Origin of the sequence: Mycobacterium sp. SA01, assembly GCF_041287105.1 — a bacterium.
Lineage (GTDB): Bacteria > Actinomycetota > Actinomycetes > Mycobacteriales > Mycobacteriaceae > Mycobacterium.
Map to the genome: position 1 here is coordinate 621,551 of NZ_JBGGNO010000020.1, position 14,822 is coordinate 636,372.

Annotated in this window: 15 protein-coding genes; 3 read left to right on the plus strand and 12 right to left on the minus strand. The window is 63.5% G+C overall.

What is annotated here, in order from left to right; genetic code table 11:
- Positions 1-11: 11 nt before the first annotated feature.
- The 9 genes from AB4879_RS22190 to AB4879_RS22230 form a co-directional block, all read right to left on the minus strand.
- A complete protein-coding gene (locus AB4879_RS22190) occupies positions 12-968 on the minus strand; it encodes a glycosyltransferase family 2 protein (RefSeq protein ID WP_370509304.1) in 957 nt (318 codons plus the stop codon).
- 15 nt (positions 969-983) lie between these two features.
- Positions 984-2,519, minus strand: a complete 1,536-nt coding sequence (locus AB4879_RS22195) for a polysaccharide biosynthesis tyrosine autokinase (protein WP_370509305.1) — start codon at positions 2,517-2,519, stop codon at positions 984-986.
- 171 nt (positions 2,520-2,690) lie between these two features.
- A complete protein-coding gene (locus tag AB4879_RS22200) occupies positions 2,691-4,544 on the minus strand; it encodes a DUF4012 domain-containing protein (protein ID WP_370509306.1) in 1,854 nt (617 codons plus the stop codon).
- A 120-nt stretch (positions 4,545-4,664) separates the two neighbouring features.
- A complete protein-coding gene (locus AB4879_RS22205) occupies positions 4,665-5,141 on the minus strand; it encodes a hypothetical protein (RefSeq protein ID WP_370509307.1) in 477 nt (158 codons plus the stop codon).
- 307 nt (positions 5,142-5,448) lie between these two features.
- Entirely contained in the window at positions 5,449-6,510 is a 1,062-nt protein-coding gene (locus AB4879_RS22210; RefSeq protein WP_370509308.1) for an alpha/beta hydrolase fold domain-containing protein, read from the minus strand.
- Between the two features lie 63 nt (positions 6,511-6,573).
- Entirely contained in the window at positions 6,574-7,467 is an 894-nt protein-coding gene (locus tag AB4879_RS22215; RefSeq protein WP_370509309.1) for a cyclopropane mycolic acid synthase family methyltransferase, read from the minus strand.
- 138 nt (positions 7,468-7,605) lie between these two features.
- Positions 7,606-8,490: a cyclopropane mycolic acid synthase family methyltransferase gene (locus AB4879_RS22220; RefSeq protein ID WP_370509310.1), complete on the minus strand. Its 885-nt coding sequence runs from the start codon at positions 8,488-8,490 to the stop codon at positions 7,606-7,608.
- Positions 8,491-8,627: 137 nt separating this feature from the next.
- The gene (locus AB4879_RS22225; protein WP_102807086.1) at positions 8,628-9,536 is read right to left on the minus strand and encodes an alpha/beta fold hydrolase; all 909 of its coding nucleotides are present in this window, start codon (positions 9,534-9,536) and stop codon (positions 8,628-8,630) included.
- A complete protein-coding gene (locus AB4879_RS22230; RefSeq protein ID WP_370509311.1) occupies positions 9,536-10,882 on the minus strand; it encodes an ABC1 kinase family protein in 1,347 nt (448 codons plus the stop codon). The genes AB4879_RS22225 and AB4879_RS22230 overlap by 1 nt, the downstream gene beginning before the upstream one ends.
- 98 nt (positions 10,883-10,980) lie before the next feature.
- Here AB4879_RS22230 and AB4879_RS22235 point away from each other — a divergent pair, with 98 nt between their 5' ends.
- Positions 10,981-11,325 carry a nuclear transport factor 2 family protein gene (locus tag AB4879_RS22235; protein WP_370509312.1) on the plus strand — a complete coding sequence of 115 codons (345 nt, stop codon included), beginning with the start codon at positions 10,981-10,983 and terminating at the stop codon, positions 11,323-11,325.
- A gap of 4 nt (positions 11,326-11,329) precedes the next feature.
- Here the strand turns inward: AB4879_RS22235 and AB4879_RS22240 are convergent, their stop codons facing one another.
- Both AB4879_RS22240 and AB4879_RS22245 read right to left on the minus strand, forming a co-directional pair.
- Entirely contained in the window at positions 11,330-11,926 is a 597-nt protein-coding gene (locus tag AB4879_RS22240; protein ID WP_370509313.1) for a DinB family protein, read from the minus strand.
- A 26-nt stretch (positions 11,927-11,952) separates the two neighbouring features.
- Positions 11,953-12,462, minus strand: coding sequence for a DinB family protein (locus AB4879_RS22245; RefSeq protein WP_370509314.1), 510 nt, complete (start codon positions 12,460-12,462; stop codon positions 11,953-11,955).
- A 61-nt stretch (positions 12,463-12,523) separates the two neighbouring features.
- On the opposite strand from AB4879_RS22245, the gene AB4879_RS22250 reads away from it, so the two are divergent.
- Complete coding sequence (locus AB4879_RS22250; RefSeq protein ID WP_370509315.1) at positions 12,524-13,477, plus strand: helix-turn-helix transcriptional regulator; 954 nt, start codon at positions 12,524-12,526, stop codon at positions 13,475-13,477.
- On the opposite strand, the gene AB4879_RS22255 is transcribed toward AB4879_RS22250, so the two are convergent.
- Positions 13,467-13,964 carry a hypothetical protein gene (locus tag AB4879_RS22255; protein ID WP_370509316.1) on the minus strand — a complete coding sequence of 166 codons (498 nt, stop codon included), beginning with the start codon at positions 13,962-13,964 and terminating at the stop codon, positions 13,467-13,469. The genes AB4879_RS22250 and AB4879_RS22255 overlap by 11 nt on opposite strands.
- 69 nt (positions 13,965-14,033) lie before the next feature.
- Here AB4879_RS22255 and AB4879_RS22260 point away from each other — a divergent pair, with 69 nt between their 5' ends.
- Entirely contained in the window at positions 14,034-14,801 is a 768-nt protein-coding gene (locus AB4879_RS22260; protein ID WP_370509317.1) for an endonuclease/exonuclease/phosphatase family protein, read from the plus strand.
- The last annotated feature ends 21 nt before the right edge of the window (positions 14,802-14,822 follow it).

A 14,822-nucleotide genomic window follows, 5' to 3' on the forward strand; every position in this document is an offset into this window, starting at 1 on the left:
CCGGCTTGGTTCTAGGAGTCTTCGGAGTATTCGATTCTGAGTCCCGGTTCGGCCGGAGTGTCAGCGTTCTTGGAGTCAGCAGGGTAGTAGAAGCGCTCGCGCAGGCGCGCTGACACGTGATCGGGCGCCCGGAAACCTTCCCAGGCGCCGATGAACTGGGCGAACCGGAACTGCGGGATGCTGAGCACATTGGTCCGCAACCGGTTCACCTTCACCGCTTCCTTGTAGTCGCTGGCAATGTTGGACAGGGCCAGTCCGATTGCGTTCGGCAGTGACATCTTCGAGCCCTCGACAATCTGGGCGTACGCCATCGCCTCGCGCCGATAGCGATTGCGGATGATGCTCCAGCTCTCTTCGTGGACGTGAACCACGGGTGCGTCTGCAACATAAGAGATCTTGTAACCTTTGGTCAGAGCACGCTTGGCGAAATCTAGGTCTTCGAGACCGGTGAGTGATTCGTCGTACGGCAGTTCCTGCCATACCGACTTGAGGACCGCAGCATTGGCGTTGTTGCTGAACGGGTGCCCCTGGTCCCAGATGTTCTGGTGGGGAAACCATTTCAGCATCACCCGAGACTCGGAGAATTTTGTTCGCTCGTCTCCGACCTGGCGGCCGTAGGCGATGGCAACACCCTTGCGGTCAAACGCGTTGACGATGTGTTCGACGTAGGTGTTGTAGACCGGGTAGACATGCGCTGAGGCGAACAGCAAGATGTCCCCGCTGGCCGCATCGCAACCACGGTTCAGGGCTCGTCCGAAGGAGAACTCTTCCTTGGCGATGTGCACGATGCGGCAGCCGAGCGACTCGGCGATGGCAACTGTGTCATCGGTGGAACCTGAGTCCACCAGAATGATCTCGTCGGGTCTGACGGTCTGCTGACCCAGCCCGCGCAGGAGCCGTCCGATGTGCTTGCTCTCGTTATAGGCACGGATGACTGCTGACACCCGGCGCGGCTTGATCTCGCTCATCTTCGGTGGTCTGGCCTACTCGGAAGCTTCGCGCTTTCCACCCGCGGGCTTCGTCGCTTCCACGGTCTCAACGTTTTCGGCTTGGGTGCCTTCTGTACCGTGCACGGCGCCCTGGCCGGTATCCTCTTCGCCCAACGGAGGAGATGGCGCGGTATCCGGGTCAATCGATGCATTCTTGGCCGACTCTCGCCGGTCATCGCCGTAGTTGTAGCTGTAGTTATAGCTGTACCGCGAGCTTCCGCGGGTGGGGGTCATCGTGAACACGGCGCCAAGTACAGTCGCCCCCACGTCGCGGAGGATTCCGATTGCGTGCGCCAGGTGGTCGCGCTTTGTTTGGCCAAATCTCGACATGACGAGCGCACCATCTGAATTGGCCGCGAGTATCGCCCCATCAGTGACGGCGAGAAGCGGTGAGGAGTCGACGATTACGTAATCGAATCGCTCTCGCAATTCAGTCAGGATGGATTTGGCTGCCTGCGAGCCGAGTAGCTCGCTGGGGTTCGGCGGGGTTGCGCCGGATGTGAGGACGGTCAGTTGCGGAAACTTGGTCTTCTGCAAGACCTCATCAAGAGTTGCCCCGCCGCTGAGGACAGTGCTGAAACCGACGGTTCCGACCAGGTCGAGATATCGGTCCACCGAAGGCCGGCGCATATCGCCGTCGACCAGAACCACCTCGTGTTCAGCCTCGGCCAACGCCAACGCGATGTTGATCGCCGTCGTCGACTTGCCCTCGTGCGGTGATGAGCTGGTCACCACGATCACGCGCGGCGGATTGTCGACAGCGAGGAAGTGCAAATTGGTCCGCAGCTTGCGGAACGACTCCGCAATAGCCGAGTTGTCGCTCTCGAACACGATCGCGGCTTCTTTACGGCGTTCTTTATCCAACGGAATGCTGCCGACCAACCCAACGCCGGTGATCTCTTCGAGCGCTTCGCGGCCCTTGACTGTGTTGTCCAATCTGTCACGAACGACAGCGAGACCCACGCCCAGCGCCAGACCCGCGAGGAGGCCGAGCGCCAGGTTGCGCGGCGGATTTGGAATGACGGGAGACTCAGGAATGGACGCCCGCTGCTCCACGACCACGCGACTGTCCGCTTTGGTGTTTCCCTGCGGGGGAGTCTCCAATTCTCCTACCAATAGCACGAACTCGTCGGACAAGGCGTTCGCCATGTCGCGCGCTCGAACGGGCGATGGATCGAGCACCGCAACGTCGATAAGCACCGTGTCAGGTTTCGCGGTGGCCTTGATCTTCGCCTTCAACTCGTCGGCCGACATATCGAGGTTCAATTTGTCGATGGTGCGTTGAGCCAGCGTTTGGCCCATCAACAACTCTGTGTAGGAGGCCACGCGCTCCTGCGAGAATCGGTTGCCCTGATATAGGTCATTCAGGGTCGAACCTGACGACGTTGATACGAACAATCTCGTCGTGGCCTCGTATTGCGGCGTCGTCACCAACGTGTAGGCAACAGCGGCCAGGACCGCTAAGAGCGTGGTCACGCACACGGTGATCCAGCGGGTTCGCAACATCTTTGCGAAGTCCTGCAGATTCATTGTGACCCCCTTGCCGGCCTCGATGTCGCGAGACACCGCCGCTCGCCGTCGCAACCCGCCCGAAACTGCCCCGTTCGTCGTATCCCCGCTGTGAAGCCTAGCAATGGGGACATCGGGGCACAGTGTTGGTGACTGGACTGACGCCGATGAATTTTGCTGAGCGCCTTCGATCTATCGAGTGCACGTCGGCACCGACACTTTGGGGGCGACATTGCCTGCGAGCGGCTGTACCGGAACCCGCGCCGCTCCAGGAACAATCGGTTCAGTGAGACGGAAGATCAATTCGACTGTCTTTCCCGGCGGTATGGCCACCTGAGACTCGAAACTCGGGTGCCCCCGTTCTGTCGATCCGAAGACGCGGGACCTCTTTCCGTTGGCGAGAACGCTGTTGACTTCGGCGCCTTTAGTCGTCAAAAGGCGGACCGAGGTGAGCATCGTGCCTCTGGGGATGTCCCCGGCAATCTCAGGAAAAAATCCGAGCCGGCCCGCAACGTAGTCGGGCAGGCCGTCGACGTCCTTGAGCGTGTTCGTTAGTCGGATCGTCACGGTCGACGTGCGCTTATCACCGTCGCATCCGTCCGCAACGTACTCGATCTGTCGATCGAGGTAATAGTCCATTTTGTTGCCGCCAAGATTATTGATGACGACTTCGGCGTAGGGGGCCGGATCGTCGGGGATCACATGGGCCAGCGGCGTTTGTTCGAGAAGTGCCTGATCAGCGGGCGACGAACTCCACACCGAGATTCGACGCTCGCTGATCGCGCGCCCCAAGGCGTTGAGCAGCTTGCGCGGCGATTCCACCGGCTTGGTGATCTTCTTGACGACCTCGGTAGCGATTTCCTGCAGGTACTGCTTTCGGCCACTCTGATCATTGGGATCGGGGAAGCGAGTGTAGACCGTGGATTCAGTCAGCTCGACGACATTGTCTTTCGTGACGATCTCGCCATTGGGCATCGTCACTGGACCGGTCGCCCCAAGGATGTAGCTCAGGGCGATTGGGTCGATGGCGACCACACCATCGACTTTCATTCCTGACTGCTGCTCCCACATCGATCGCCAGATCTGTGCCGCGTACGGAAAGTGCGAGCTCTGGTTGCTGTTTCGGAAATCGGTTGTGGGATTGCTGAACCCGTACTGCTCATCGAATTCCGGATTGATGGAGAACGGGGTGAACCGCTTGTTGAAATCGGTGTTGGGTCCGAGCGTGTCCACACTGGGCTTGCCGTCGTCGAATCGGAGGATCCCGAATCCGCCGAGCAAGCCGCCCGTACCCCGGGCTTCGGCGTTGGTCTGGAAACCCATGAAGTAGCTGCGCGGACCATCGGCGCCAAGCATCGACGGCGCCAATTGTGCCGCCAGGGCTGTGTTGCCCAGCAGTTGCGCGATGTCGGCTGTCTGCACCTGAAGTTGGGTCCGCGCTCCACCGACAGCGGCCAGGTAGCTCGGCTCCGCAATTGCCTGGGCGGCGGTGTTCAGGCGGGCTGCGTCTGCCGCGATCTTGCTCAAGGTGGGCTGTTCATTACGCAGCGCCGTCACGTCGAGCCTGCCGTTGGCGAGCAACTGGTCCGGTGCGACCGTTGTGCCGGCATCTGCTGTGGGTTTCAGAACGTCGGCAGCGAGGCCGAGCACGACGTCTGATATCTGCTGACCGGTCTTGAACGGGCTGCCCAACCACGGTACGACGGAGACAATGTTCCAGGGCACGGAGTGCGTCGCATCGCGCGCTTCCTGCGCGTGCGACTGCGCATCGGCCGCGAACCGTGATGCATCCTTCGTATTCCCTTGTAGCAGTGCGTCTTTGGCTTGCTGTGCACTGGCACGGGCTTGCTCGAGACCCGTCTTCGCCTCGGATGCCCGCAGACCGAGCCATCCGCCGAACAGAATGAGAACGAGCAGCACTCCGAGCGCGCCCCAGACGACATTGCGACGCCGGTACCAGGGGCGCTCATCGCCGTCGTCATCGATCAGGTCTACATCGTCGTCGTCCGGGTTGTCATTGGACGGTCGTCGCGAAAAGAACTTCACTCAGTCAATTCCCCATGCTCCAGTGCGGCCCGCATTTGTGCAGCCGCGTCGGCCGGCCAACAAAAAACGACTCGCCAGCTGTCGATTGACAACAACTGACGAGTCGTTTTCGTAGGTTGTTTAGCTCGAGGTGGAGTAGGGGCCGATCTTGATGGCCTTGGCGACGTTCCAGGCTGCATTGTCGAATCCGGCGCCCACATTCGTGAAGGCGTCGCCGAGCGGGCCGGGGAGGATCTGACCTGCCAGGTTGAACGCCAAGCCGGTGAACGCCAGACCGCCATAGACGAACGTACCGAAGTACTGAACGCCCGCCTGAACGGCACTCTGGGCGGCATCAACGAAGCCAGAGATGAAGGTCTGGATGACCGCGGCCGGCGGAGTCGCGCTGGCTGCGGCCTTCTTGTTGGAGCCGGGCGTCGCGACTGCGGCGCTGGGCGTGTCGACGATGACCACCGGGTCGACCAGGAGCTCGGCGGAGTTGCCAAGTCCCTCGGAGAACGACGCCAGGCTGGGTGCGGCATGGGCGACGGCCGGCGTGATCGCTGCAGCAGCGGCAACGGCCACGGCGGCGGTGGTCACCTGAAGCTTGGTCGACATGCCAGAGAACTTGCTTGCTGCAGTAGTCATCTAGACCCCCCTATAAATGTTCCTGTTTGCTTTCTGAGGCTCTTGCTTTGCGTTGCCTGAGAAATTAAGGAAAGAGTCCCATACCACCCAGGTCCTGTCAACCGGAAACCGGCACCTTTCGCCAGGCATTTTCGTGGGGAACAACCCGCTTTCCGAATGGCACCGAGTGCACAATTCGGTGGCTATTGGAGTGCGGTCCGCGTGGGTGTGAACAGATCACCCGGCGGGGCACTTCGCTGGCCATTATCTCCGCCGAAAAATGTTGCGCGGCAGCCTGTTACGTCGACACCGACCACGCGAAGCCACTGACATCCCGGACTGACGCAGCAAACACGTCCGGCATCGTCGCCGGGAACAACAGGTCGCCGCCATGGCATGTACCTGCAACGACTCGACCGACGGCGGGAACTCCGGCGGCCAGCAGCCGTCGGTAATAGAGAAGGCCTTCGTCGCGCAGCGGATCGAGTTCGTTTACCGAGATCACGTGCGGCGGTAAACCGGCAAGATCGTCATCACTAGCCGCGCCGGCCCAGCAGGTGGGATCTCCGGCATGCGTCGTGTCGGGATCGTAGATCGAGCCCAGCAGCGCAGCCTGCTGACAACTGATGAAGTATCCGTCGTTCTCCCGAAGCGACGGCAGATCGTCGGGGTAGTTCAGCCAGCGGTTGGAGATATAGGGGCAGTGGGCGTAGGCGCCGGCGATCTCGTCGAGCCATCCCTCTCGCTTGGCCTTGTGGACGGTGGTCAGCGTGAGGTTCCCCCCGCCAGACTCGCCGCACACGATCAGCCGGCTCACGCCGAGCTCCGCGGCATTGGCGTGCACCCACCGAGTCGCGGCCGCGCAGTCGTTCAAACCGGCCGGATACGGGTGTGCGCCGAGGCGGCCGCCGGAGTTGCGGAACTCCACGCCGACCACCACCAGGCCGGTCGCGGCCATGCTCTCCCGGATGTGCCGGTACCCGGCGTCCGCGGCGCTGGCGATCGCCATTGCACCGCCGTGGAAATGCACCACTGCCGGAAGAGGACCGTCGGCGCGATCCGGCCGACTGACGAACAGCGTGATCTCGTGGCCGTCGGTGCCGGGGATGGTCACCGTCGTGGTGGTGACACCTCCCGGCGACGGAGCTGCGGACGCCAGCATCGAGATCACTCCACCGACCGCTTCCTCGGCGCCCGCCGCATACGCCAACCGATCCGCCAACGGCGAGTCGATGGTCAGCGGCGCATCCGGAAGCACATCAGCCAGCCCGAGCGGCGCGAGCGCCGCCACCATCCGGGGATCCGATCGCGGATCGGTGCCCAGGGTGCAATTCGGATCAGCGAGCCGCCCAACAGCCATGGGCCCGAGATTAACTCGGGCCCATGGACTGCACTCGGAGATTCGCCGAGGGAGAAATCCCTGCTAGGCGGCGGCACCCGGCTTCAGGTAGGTGACGAGACTGACGTCGAGCGCCTCGTCGACGTAGTAGTACTGGCAGCCGGTCAGATACCGCATGTAGTTGTTGTAGCTGTCTTCGCCGGCCGCGGCGATCGCCTCATCCTTGTGCTGCTCCAGGCGCGCGGCCCAGATGCCCAAGGTCTTGATGTAGTGGTTGCGCAGCGACAGCGGCTCGGGGACGACGAAGCCCGCCTTCTCGCCGTGCTCGACGAGCATCTTGGTGCTCGGGATACGGCCGCCGGGGAAGATCACGTCGACCATGAATTTGGCGAAGCGGGCCAACTCGAAGGTCAGCTTCTTGCCCCGAGCCTGCAGATCGTACGGGTGGTAGCCGCAGCTGCTCTGGATCGTCATCCGGCCGTCCTCGGGCAGGATGTCGAAGCTGTTCTTGAAGAAGTCGTCGAAGCGCTCGAAGCCGAAATGCTCGATGGCCTCGATCGAGACGATCCGGTCGACGGGTGAATGGAACTGCTCCCAGCCCTCGAGACGGACATCGAACGATCGCTCGCTGTCGATCCCGGCCAACAGCTGATCGCAATAGGCCTTCTGGTTCTTGGACAGCGTCAGTCCGATGACGTTGACGTCGTACTTCTCCATTGCGCGCTGCAACGTCAGGCCCCAGCCGCAGCCCACCTCGAGCAGAGTCATTCCCGGTTTCAGGTCGAGGGCGTCGAGATGCTGATCGACATTGGCGATCTGCGCCTCGGAGAGTGTGACATCGGGCCCGGTGAAGTACGCACAGCTGTACTTGCGGGTCGGATCTTGGAACAACCCGAAGAAGTCATCCGAGAGGTCGTAATGAGCCTGGATGTCCTCGAAATGGGGCCGCATGTCCTTGGTTTCAGTTGCCTCGGGCATGAGAGTTACAGCCTTCCTGATTCTGCTTACCTGCCTGCATCACGGCCCCCGCACGTGATTTTTGCGCGCGCACCAGTATGCACTTTGTGATCTGGACCATACCGCCTCGGCTCACCGAAACGGTGGCCAAACAGTGCCCTAACCGGGCGTTTCTTTCGCCTGCTTCTCAAGCGTGAACTGGTCAACGTCGATGTACCCTACCCGGAATCCGTGCGCGCACCCGGTGAGGTACTTCATGTACCGGTCGTAGACCTCCTCGGACTGCACCTCAATGGCCTTGTCGCGGTTGGCCTCCAGCGCCTCCGCCCAACAATCCAGCGTGCGCGCGTAGTGCGGCTGCAGCGACTGGACCCGCGTGAGCGTGAAGCCGGCCTTGGTCGAATGCTCCTCCACTTTCTCGACGGTCGGCAGCCGCCCGCCCGGGAAGATCTCGGTGAGCATGAACTTCACGAACCGCGCGATCTCGAACGTCAACGGCAGACCGCGCTCCGTCATCTGCGGAAGCGTGAACGAGGTGATGGTGTGCAACAACATCACGCCGTTGTCGGGCAAGACGTTGTAGGCCATCGAGAAGAAGTCGTCATAGCGGTCGAAGCCAAAGTGCTCGAACGCGCCGATCGACACGATCCGGTCGACGGGCTCGTGGAATTCTTCCCAGCCCATGAGCTCGATGCGCTTGTCCCGAGGACTGCCGGACTCGGCGAACGCCTGCTCGACGTGATCACGCTGATTCTTCGACAGCGTGAGCCCGATGACGTTCACGTCGTACTTCTCCAGTGCGCGCAACATCGTTGCGCCCCAGCCGCAGCCCACGTCCAGCAAGGTCATCCCGGGCCGCAAGCCCAGCTTGCCCAGAGCCAGGTCGATCTTGGCGATCTGGGCCTGCTCGAGGGTGTAGTCGTCTTTCTCGAAGTACGCGCAGCTGTACGTCTGAGTGGGGTCAAGGAAGAGTCGGAAGAAATCATCAGACAGGTCGTAGTGGGCCTGTACATCCTCGAAGTGAGGTTTCAGCCGTTTGGCCATGTCGGTGTGCCTTTCGCATGAATGCTTTAGGCAGCAACCACAAATCCCCCCCGTGGGATGGGCGATCACCGCTGTGCAACCCCGATGCTAGCCGGTCAGGCTGGGAGCAGACGATTCCGAAAGATAACCGTCATTACCTAGCTGACCTCGGCAAACGTGGTTTTGAGCTCGCCGGCGATGTCGTCCCAGAGGGCTTCGGGCAGGTCATGCGCCATGCCGTCGAACAGCACCAGGCGCGCATTCGGGATCGTCGAGGCGATCGAGCGACCACCCGAGGGGCGCATCAGCTTGTCGGCGCGGCCGTGGATGACGACGGTGGGTGCGGTGATCTGACGGTCGTAGTGCTTCAGGCTGCCGCTGCCCAGTATCGCGGCGAAATGCCGTGCGATTCCTTGCGGATAGTGACACCGGTCATAGGCCTCGATCGCATTGGCGCGCGCCTGCTCGTCGGGAACGGGATAGCCGGGGCTACCGAGAATCCTGCCGACCCGCACCACGTTTTCGACGATCACATCGCGCGGTGCATTCGGTGGCGGACCGGTGATCAACGACAGCAGTGACCGGGGCGCCGGGGGAGGAAGGAACGCAGAGTTGTTGGACGAGAAGATGATCCCCAACGCTTTGGTCCGCCGGCTGTATCGCGCCGCGAAGATCTGCGCGATCATCCCGCCCATTGAGGCGCCGACGATGTGCGCCTGTTCGACCCCGAGGTGATCGAGCAATGCCGCGGCGTCGTCGGTCATGTCCTCCAGCGTGTACACCGATGAACTGGGCCGCCCGACATAGGACTTCGCCAGCTTGGGCACCAAACCGCCGCCGGCCCGTTGACCGTGCAGCTTGGTGGACAGCCCGACATCGCGGTTGTCGTAGCGGATCACCCGGTAGCCTTGGTCGACCAGCTTCTCGCAGAAACCGTTGCGCCACAACAGAAGCTGTGCGCCGAGCCCCATGATCAGCAACACTGCCGGGTCGCCGGGGTTGCCCAGTTCCTCGTAGTACAGCTCGATGTCTTCGGCGACGGTGGCTGTGCCGGTGCGGATTTCCATCAGACCTCGACGTCGCTCTGGTGCTCGCGGCTGACCTCGACCATGAAGTTGGCGAAGTATCCGCCGAACTGCGGGTCGTTCATCATCTGCCACTTGGGTGCCAGCAGCTTCATGTACCGCTCGACGTACAGGAACTGCTTACCGATCAGCACCAGCTCGCGCGGCAGCTTGACGTCATAGGCGTCGGCCAGGGTGGAGAGCTGTTTGCCGATCTCGGCGTAGGACATGTCGCCGAGCGTCTTCAGCGTGAGGGGAGCCGCGAACTCTTCGAGATCTTTGGCGGCTTCCTTCTCCGGTTTGGTGGTGCCCACCGCGCCCAGCAGCACGACGATCTTGCCTGCCGCCGCGTGGTCCTTCTTGACCAGAAGTGCATACACGAGTTCGCGCAGCAGCCAGCGGGTCCGCGGGTCGATGCGACCCATGATCCCGAAATCCAGGAACACGATCCGGCCGTCGTCGTCGACCAGCAGGTTGCCGGCGTGCAGGTCACCGTGGAACAGGCCGTGCCGAAGGCCGCCCTCGAACGTGGAGAACAGCAGCGCCTTGACCAGCGCGGTGCCGTCGAAGCCCTTCTTGCGGATCTCCCTCACGTCATCGATACGCACGCCGTGCACGCGTTCCATGGTCAGCACGCGCTCGCTGGTGAACTCCCAGTGCACCTGCGGAACCCGGATGTTGCGGCCCAGCGGCGACCCGTGCAGACCCGAGACCCACGCCTCCATCGACTGCGCCTCGATACGGAAGTCGAGCTCTTCGGCGAGATTGTCGGAGAAGTCGGCCACCACATCCTGGGCGGACAACCGCCGGCCCAGCTTGGCGAGCTCGACGAGCTGGGCGAAGCGCTTGAGGATCTGCAGGTCGGCAGCCACCCGGCGGCGGATGCCCGGCCGCTGGATCTTGACCACGACCTCCTCACCGGTGTGCAGCGTCGCGAAATGCACCTGGGCGATCGAGGCCGACGCGAACGGCTGCTCGTCGAACTTCGCGAAGAGCTTGGCCGGGTCTCCACCGAGTTCCTGTTGCAGCAGCTTGTGCACCTCGACGGTGTCCGCGGGCGGCACCGAGTCCAGCAGGCCGCGGAACTCCCGGCTCAGGTTCTCACCGAAGGCACCGGGGCTGGACGCGATGATCTGACCGAACTTCACATAGGTGGGTCCGAGGTCGGAAAAGGTCTGCGGGATCTGCTTGATGACCTTGTCCTGCCAGCGGCCACGCCCGGGCAGTTTGGTGAGCACTCGTGCGCCTGTGCGGGTGAGCTGCCACCCGGTTGTGCCGATGCGGGCAGCCTCGACCGGCAACGGAACGCGATCGAGCTTGGCTACTTCGCGGTGTTTGGTCGAATTCATTCTTGCCAGTCTGCCAAAAATGCACGTGGTACCCCAATTTCTGCTGGCACATTGGGGTAGTGGATTGTGCGCAAACCCATGAATTCGCATGTCGTCTGATGGACGAAATCTGGCGTCGGCTGGACTCGACCGACGTCGCCGACTTCTACCACCACGACGTGGTGGGACACCATGACAGCCCGCGTGGATCGGATCGGTTGGGGTTTGACGACGTGGTCCACCGGCTGGATTTCGACCGGGAAACGTTTAGCGACCCGGTTTATGAGATCGGCGATCTGATTGCCGGCGACGACCGCTTCGCAATTCGCTTTCACTACAGCGCCACGTTGATCAGCACCGGCGAGCGATATCGATCAGAGGCCGCGTACTTCTACCATCTGCGGGACGGCAAGATCGCCGAATTCTGGCTGCTGGCCGACGTCGACTTCGATTACAAGGAGTGACCCGTCACCCGTTGGCGCGCCACGGGGTCAGCCACGGCTGGGGTGCCATGCCTTCGGCCGCCGCGACCAGTTCGTACATCGTTGCGCCGTCGATGGATTCACGGATGATGTCGGCATGGCCCGCGTGCCGCGCCAACTCCGAGATCAGGTGCTCGAGCACCCACCTCACCGACCAGGCGTCCACATCATTCGGGAACCACGGTGCGTCGCGCGGCACCGGCACCGCGGCGTCGAGATCGGCGGTCTCGACCAGCCGCAGCGACTCGGCGTTCTGGGCAACGAGATTCTCCATGAGCTGGGCCAGGGTCTCGTCGGGCCGCATCAGGTATTGCTCCTGGTACTCCTGCGCACGCTCCTCGAACGGGCGGTCATCGGCCTGCGGTTCGTCGGGGGCCGCGGCCACCCGCTGCATCCAGGACTGCTGCACCCCGGTCACGTGTTTGATCAACCCGCCGATCGACAGCGAACTGACGGTCGGCGTCGCTCGAGCCTGCTCATCGGTGAGGCCGTACGCGACGGCGACGAACGCGCTCTGGTGGTGGGCGAGGAATTCGCGCAGCGCGTGCCGTTCATCGCGGACGGGTGGGGCGAGGGTGGGCATGACGGTCCTTTCGGTGGTTCCCGGGGCTATCTATGGGCGTAAAGATCACGCAGACAAGCAATTTCGGCACCGTGATGGATGACCTCACGGTTGATGTGCAAGACCAGTTCGGATAGCGCGTAATCGGCGTAAGGGCCTTCGGCCGGCCCGCACGGTCGGGCGAGATCGTCGTCGGACAATCCCCGTACTCCGGTGATCCAACGCGCGTAGGCGTCGTCGAGTTGGGCCAGTGCTGTCGCCGCGTCGGTGGCGTAGGGCCAGCTCTGATAATCGGCAGCCGGACCGCCGAAGTGCGAGTGATTGCGCATCGCGAGAACGCCAACGACGACATGGGCCAGGCGCCACGCGATCGTGGTGACGGGTTCGGGCTGCGGCGGCGGGTAGGCGAAGTCGATCGAGCCTTCCCCGTGCACGGTCCAGCAGTCGGCGACCGGCTCCCAGAAGTACTCGTCATCGGTCAGCCCGGCCAGGCGGGGCCGCAGGGCGTTGGACCAGTGCCAGTCCAGCTGGTCGGCAAGCTGAGTCGTCCACGTCATATCCCTAGACTTGCACGTATTGCGGACAGCTTCTGTCCGCAGACTGCGCGAGACTGAAGCCATGTCCGCGACGACGAGCCGGGTGCTGCAGCTGCTGGGCCTGCTGCAGTCACGGCGGGTCTGGTCCGGCGCGGAGCTGGCAGAGCGGCTCGGGGTGACCGCCCGAAGCGTGCGCCGCGACGTGGAGCGGCTGCGCGACCTCGGGTATCCCGTCCACGCCAGCACCGGCCACGGTGGTGGCTACCAACTTGGTGCGGGGGCCGCGTTGCCGCCGCTGCTGCTGGACTCCGACGAGGCCGTCGCGATGGCCGTGTGCCTGCGCCTGGCTGCGGGTGGCAGCGTGGCCGGCGTGGGGGATGCGGCGCTGCGCGCACTGACCAAGCTCGATCAGGTGATGCCAGGCAGGCTGCGTTCGCAGGTCGCCGCCGTGCACGATGCGACCGTCACGCTGACCCCCGAATCCGAGTCGCCGGTGGATCCCGAGGTGTTGATGACGCTGGCGCGGGCCTGCCGGGACTCTGAACACGTCGGCGTCAACTACGTCGACCGGGCTGGTTCCCCGACCAGCCGGCGCCTGGAGCCCTACCAGCTGGTGACCACCGGCCGGCGGTGGTACCTGCTGGCCTACGACCGCGACCGCGACGACTGGCGCAGCCTGCGGCTGGACCGGATGGCCCAGGTTCACGCGAAAGGAAGCACCTTCACCCCGCGGGACGCCCCCGACGCCGCCGCCTACGTCCGTCGCGCCATCACCGCGTCGCCCTACCGCCATGTCGCCCGGGTGCGCTACCAGGCCGCGAAAAGCGTTATGGAACAGCACTTCTCGCCCACCACGGTAACCATCGAGGATGACGGGCCCGGCACCTGCATCGTCGTCACCGGTGCCGACAACCCCATGGCGTTGGTGCCGTATCTGGCGATGCCCGGTATCGCGTTCGAGATCCTCGAACCCGCCGAGGTCATCGACGCGGCGCGGGCGATGTCGGCGTTACTTGCCGCTGCCGTCAGGCGGTGATGCCGAGTCGTTCGGTGAGCATCAAGAAGGCGACGGCGAAATCATTGTGCGCGGTATCGGTTCGCACGGTGTCCCAGTCCACCTGTTCGCGCACAGCTCGGACCGACGGCAGCAGCGACGCGAAATCGCAATGGTGCTCGTTGAGGGAACACAGTTTCTCGGTGATCACGTAAGTCGGGGGAAGAACCCGCATGGAGATCGCCAAGACGTCATGGGAGACCGCGCCCTCGAGCGTCGCCGCATCCACCGGCATGCCGTTGAGGCGGTGCAGGACATCGATGACGAACTCGCCGTCCACGCACGCCTTGAACAACCAATCCTCCGGTGGGCGTTCGATCGTGAAACCTGCGCCGGCGAGGCTCTTCGCGGCGACCTCGACCTCGGATTCGGCGACCACGAAGTCGACGTCGTGCACCGGTTCGGGCCCGCCATACACCCAGAGCGCATAGCTGCCGGCCAGCGCGAATTCTGGGCCGTCGGCCTTCATCGCGGCCGCTGCGCGACGCAAAGCCGATCGAAGGTCTTCGTTTCGGGCCTGCACGGGTACCTGGTACCCATGCGGATGGCCACCTTCAACATCTTGCACGGTCGCAGCTTGGATGACGGGCAGGTCAATCTGGAGCGGTTGTCCAAGTGCATTCACCGGCTGAACCCCGACGTACTGGCCCTGCAGGAAGTCGACTGCGATCAACCGCGCTCGTCGCTCGCCGACCTCACCGCGATCGCGGCCGCGGCGATGGGCGCCGTCGCGCACCGATTCGTCGCCGCGATCTCCGGCACGCCCGGAGCGACCTGGATGGCCGCCACCGGCAGCGAGCAACCGGGGACGGCCGCCTACGGCATCGCGCTGCTGTCGCGCTATCCGGCGATCTCCTGGCAGGTGCTACGCCTGCCCCGGATCCCGGCACGCTTCCCGATGTATCTGCCCGGCCCCAACCGGGTGCAGATCGTTCACGAGGAGCCGAGGGCGGCGATGCTCGCACAGCTGGACACCCCGCTCGGCGTGATGACCGTCGCCAACACACACCTGTCGTTCGTGCCGGGGTGGAACCGAGTCCAGCTGCGCCGCCTCACTCGTGACCTGAAGGGCCTGCCCGGGCCGCGGGTGCTGATGGGCGACCTGAACATGTCGGGGGCGTCGCCGAGCCGGCACACCGGTTTGCGTTCGCTGGCCAGCGCGCCGACGTTTCCGCTGCACTGCCCGGACCGTCAGCTCGACCACATCCTCACCGACCACGACGGTCTGGTGGCCCGCGAGGCGGGCACTCCGGTGCTGCCCATCTCCGACCATCGCCCGCTCGTGATCGACGTGTCGCTCCGCTGACCGATGGTGGGGCCGTACATT

What these genes read in the sequence shown, in the direction of transcription:
- AB4879_RS22190 (WP_370509304.1), bottom strand. Translation starts at nt 968, where the DNA reads ATGAGCGAGATCAAGCCGCGCCGGGTGTCAGCAGTCATCCGTGCCTAT.
- AB4879_RS22195 (WP_370509305.1), bottom strand. Translation starts at nt 2,519, where the DNA reads ATGAATCTGCAGGACTTCGCAAAGATGTTGCGAACCCGCTGGATCACC.
- AB4879_RS22205 (WP_370509307.1), bottom strand. Translation starts at nt 5,141, where the DNA reads ATGTCGACCAAGCTTCAGGTGACCACCGCCGCCGTGGCCGTTGCCGCT.
- AB4879_RS22210 (WP_370509308.1), bottom strand. Translation starts at nt 6,510, where the DNA reads ATGGCTGTTGGGCGGCTCGCTGATCCGAATTGCACCCTGGGCACCGAT.
- AB4879_RS22215 (WP_370509309.1), bottom strand. Translation starts at nt 7,467, where the DNA reads ATGCCCGAGGCAACTGAAACCAAGGACATGCGGCCCCATTTCGAGGAC.
- AB4879_RS22220 (WP_370509310.1), bottom strand. Translation starts at nt 8,490, where the DNA reads ATGGCCAAACGGCTGAAACCTCACTTCGAGGATGTACAGGCCCACTAC.
- AB4879_RS22225 (WP_102807086.1), bottom strand. Translation starts at nt 9,536, where the DNA reads ATGGAAATCCGCACCGGCACAGCCACCGTCGCCGAAGACATCGAGCTG.
- AB4879_RS22230 (WP_370509311.1), bottom strand. Translation starts at nt 10,882, where the DNA reads ATGAATTCGACCAAACACCGCGAAGTAGCCAAGCTCGATCGCGTTCCG.
- AB4879_RS22235 (WP_370509312.1), top strand. Translation starts at nt 10,981, where the DNA reads ATGGACGAAATCTGGCGTCGGCTGGACTCGACCGACGTCGCCGACTTC.
- AB4879_RS22240 (WP_370509313.1), bottom strand. Translation starts at nt 11,926, where the DNA reads ATGCCCACCCTCGCCCCACCCGTCCGCGATGAACGGCACGCGCTGCGC.
- AB4879_RS22245 (WP_370509314.1), bottom strand. Translation starts at nt 12,462, where the DNA reads ATGACGTGGACGACTCAGCTTGCCGACCAGCTGGACTGGCACTGGTCC.
- AB4879_RS22250 (WP_370509315.1), top strand. Translation starts at nt 12,524, where the DNA reads ATGTCCGCGACGACGAGCCGGGTGCTGCAGCTGCTGGGCCTGCTGCAG.
- AB4879_RS22255 (WP_370509316.1), bottom strand. Translation starts at nt 13,964, where the DNA reads ATGAAGGCCGACGGCCCAGAATTCGCGCTGGCCGGCAGCTATGCGCTC.
- AB4879_RS22260 (WP_370509317.1), top strand. Translation starts at nt 14,034, where the DNA reads ATGCGGATGGCCACCTTCAACATCTTGCACGGTCGCAGCTTGGATGAC.